General features: G+C 76.4%; 4 protein-coding genes. 2 read left to right on the forward strand and 2 right to left on the reverse strand.

What is annotated here, in order from left to right:
- Positions 1 to 70: 70 nt before the first annotated feature.
- Both Q0112_RS07945 and Q0112_RS07950 read right to left on the reverse strand, forming a co-directional pair.
- Positions 71 to 826, reverse strand: a complete 756-nt coding sequence (locus Q0112_RS07945; protein ID WP_297973665.1) for an FkbM family methyltransferase — start codon at positions 824 to 826, stop codon at positions 71 to 73.
- A complete protein-coding gene (locus Q0112_RS07950; protein ID WP_297973668.1) occupies positions 823 to 1,635 on the reverse strand; it encodes a CDP-alcohol phosphatidyltransferase family protein in 813 nt (270 codons plus the stop codon). Before Q0112_RS07950 ends, Q0112_RS07945 begins: the two co-directional genes overlap by 4 nt.
- Between Q0112_RS07950 and Q0112_RS07955 the strand changes: the two genes are divergently transcribed.
- Together Q0112_RS07955 and Q0112_RS07960 are read left to right on the forward strand one after the other, a co-directional pair.
- Positions 1,603 to 2,175, forward strand: coding sequence for a cytochrome b/b6 domain-containing protein (locus Q0112_RS07955; protein ID WP_297973671.1), 573 nt, complete (start codon positions 1,603 to 1,605; stop codon positions 2,173 to 2,175). The two genes, Q0112_RS07950 and Q0112_RS07955, sit on opposite strands and share 33 nt — an antisense overlap.
- A gap of 60 nt (positions 2,176 to 2,235) precedes the next feature.
- On the forward strand, positions 2,236 to 2,826 hold the full coding sequence (locus Q0112_RS07960) for a hypothetical protein (protein WP_297973674.1): 591 nt from the start codon (positions 2,236 to 2,238) through the stop codon (positions 2,824 to 2,826).
- The last annotated feature ends 131 nt before the right edge of the window (positions 2,827 to 2,957 follow it).

Here is a 2,957-nt window from a genome sequence, read left to right on the forward strand (position 1 = left end):
GGTAGCCGGCAGCACCAGCAGCAGGTGGAGGGTGCCGAGGGCGGCGAGAACCGCCAGCGCGCGGCGGGCGTCAGGCATGGCCGGCGAGGCGGGCGTAGACGTCGCCCGGGCGGCCGCGGCGCGCCGCTTCGGCGAGGGCGGGCAGGATCGCGGCGGCGTCGCGCCAGTTGGCGAGGACGAAGCCGCCCGCCTCGCCGGGGACGAGGTTGAACTCGTAGCGGCCGATGGCGGCGAGGCGCTCGATGCAGACGGCGGCGGTCTCGGGCGCGCCGGGGAGATACTCGAAGGCGACCCAGGGCACCGGGCGGGAGAGGCCGGCGAGGACCTCGGCCTCGAAGCCCTCGACGTCGATCTTGACGAAGCGGGGCGGGCCGTGGGCGGCGATGAGCGCGTCGAGGGTGGTGACGGCGACGGTCTCCTCGGCGTCCCAGCGCACGCGCGCGAAGCCGGGCGCCGCGCGCATCCGCGCCGGGAAGCCGGCGGCGAGCGAGGAGACGGTCGGATGCAGCCGCGAGACGGCGAGGGCGGCCTCTCCCGGGGCGCGGCCGGCGGCGAGCGGCAGCAGGGTGACGGCGGCCGGCAGGTCGCGGGCGAGGAAGGCGAAGAAGAGGCGCTGCGGCTCGAGCGCCACCACGCGGGCGCCGGCCCGGAGCAGCGCGCGGGTGCGGTTGCCGGCGTGGGCGCCGATGTCGAAGGCGAGATCGCCGGGGGCGAGGATGCCGCGGTAGAAGCGGGCGAGCCGGGCGATGCGCCAGGGCCGGGCGCGGTAGATGACGAGCGAGCGGGCGAGGCCGGCCCAGCGCAGCGGGTCGGCGGCGAGGGTCATGCCGCGCGGCGCGTGAGGCGCGCCACGTCGATCGCGAAGGCGGCGGCGAGGGCGGCGAAGGCCGCGGCGGCGCCGGCAGCGGACCAGGGTGGGCCGAGCGGCGGCGCGAGGACGAGGCCGAGGGCGGCGACCTGCAGCGCGCAGACGGCGCGGCGGCGGTTCGAGGCGGGGAGCGGGCGGGCGAGCGGCGGATGCAGCCGGCCGGCGAGGAGGAAGGCGTAGCGCATGAGGCCGATGCCGAGCACCCAGGGGCCGGCCTTGCCGAGCGCGAGGGCGAGGGCGGCGAGGGCGAGGATGAGGAGCGCGTCGACCTCCATGTCGAAGCGGGCGCCGAAGGGCGAGACGAGGCGCTGGCGGCGGGCGAGCCAGCCGTCGACGCCGTCGAGGGCGAGGAGAACCCCGGCCCCGGCGAGCGCCCACCAGGCCTCGGCCCCGGCGAGGATGCGCGGCTCGAGGGCGAGCGCGGCGAGGAGGACGGCGCCGGCGGCGCGGGCCAGGGTGAGGAGGTTGGCGAGCCCGAAGGCGGCGTGCGGATGGAAGGGCAGCAGGCGGTCGAGCATCACCGCGGCGACGAGCCCGTAGAGGCCGAAGCCGAGGGCGAGGGCGGCCGGCGCGGCGAAGGGAAGCGCGGCGAAGGCCCAGGCGAGGGCCGCCCCGACGAGGAGGCTGGCGGCGAGCCCGCCGCGGCGCGGGCCGGCGAGCGCGGCCGGTTTGGGGAAAGCCGGGTTTCGCGCTAGAGTGACGGTATCGGCGGGGGGCGCCAGAGAGGGGAAGCCATGGGGTTCGACACCGTCTCGCGTCTGTTCCACTGGGTCACCGTGCTTCTCGTGGCGGTGATGATACCGGTCGGGGTGGTGATGACACAAGACATCCCCCGGTCGGTGCAGGACCCGCTCTTCATCCTGCACAAGGGCCTGGGGCCGGTCGTCCTGCTCGTGGTGCTGCTGCGGCTCGCCTGGCGGGCGGCCCATCCCGCCCCGCCGCTGCCCGCGAGCGTGCCCGCCTGGCAGGTGCGGGCGGCGCACGGCGTGCATGCGGCGCTCTACGGCTTCCTGATCCTGCAGGCGGTGAGCGGCTACGTGCGGGTGACGACCGGCGGCTTTCCGATCGAGTCGCTCGAGGCCATCGGCATCGCCCCGCTCCTGCCGAAGGTCGAGCCGGTCGGCGACGTCGCATCGGTCGTGCATCGGATTTCGGCCGTCTGCCTCCTCCTCCTCATCGCAATGCACGCGGGGGCGGCGGCGTTCCACGGCCTCGTCCGGCACGACGGCGTCTTCTCGCGGATGTGGCCGCCGATCGCGCCGAAGCCGCACCCGGCTCCGGCCCGGGAAACCATGTCGGAGGAATAGGTTGCGCGGCCCCGAGGCGCCCGCCATCCTGCAGGAGGGAACGGAGCGGGCGGGGGGACGATGGGACGACGCGCGGATGGCGCCGGCTGCGCCGCGGCGGCGCTGGCGATGCTGCTCCTGGCCGGGGCGCTGCCGGCCCGGGCGCAGATGGATCCGGAGGAGGAGCAGCGCTGCGTCTGGCAGTGCCTCGCCAATTCTCCCGGGGCGGAGAGCCGCCAGTATCAGGAATGCGTGGAGCGGCTGTGCATGGCCGCACCCCCTGCCGCGGAGAAGCCGAGGGCGGCGGTCCCGGCGGGCGCCGCCTGGACGGCCGGCAGCGGGGCGAGGGGCGGCGGCTGGTACGCCGGCGTCGAGATCCCCGGCAAGTCGCTGAGCTTCCTCTGCCGGCGCGGCGGGCCGGGGCTCCTCGCGGTGGCCGGGCTCGGCGGCCGCGCGGACGGGGTCGCGCTGCGGGTCGACCGGCAGGCCTTCGCCCTGCGCTTCGTCGCGGAGAACGGCATCCTCTACGCCGCCGCCGACTCGCCGCTTCTCGGCGCGCTGATGGGCGGCAGCCGGGCCGAGGTGAGCGCGCGGGGCGGGAGCGCGACCTTCCCGCTCGCCGGCTCGGGCGCGGCGATCCGCAAGGCGCTGGCCGGCTGCGGCCTCTCCTGAACCCGCGTCAGTCGGCCTCCGGCGGATTGAATCGGTGTCGAGGGGGATTCCGTTTGTGTTGACAGCGACTTGGGCCGACTGGAATGCGGCCGGAAAGGGGCTGGAAAGCGGCCATACGATTTGCGGCCGTG

Origin of the sequence: uncultured Amaricoccus sp., from assembly GCF_937858865.1 — a bacterium.
Classification (GTDB): Bacteria; Pseudomonadota; Alphaproteobacteria; order Rhodobacterales; family Rhodobacteraceae; genus Amaricoccus.

Bases quoted from the DNA above. Each gene is read 5' to 3' on its own strand.
- Q0112_RS07945 (WP_297973665.1), bottom strand. From the start codon at position 826: ATGACCCTCGCCGCCGACCCGCTGCGCTGGGCCGGCCTCGCCCGCTCG.
- Q0112_RS07955 (WP_297973671.1), top strand. From the start codon at position 1,603: ATGGGGTTCGACACCGTCTCGCGTCTGTTCCACTGGGTCACCGTGCTT.
- Q0112_RS07960 (WP_297973674.1), top strand. From the start codon at position 2,236: ATGGGACGACGCGCGGATGGCGCCGGCTGCGCCGCGGCGGCGCTGGCG.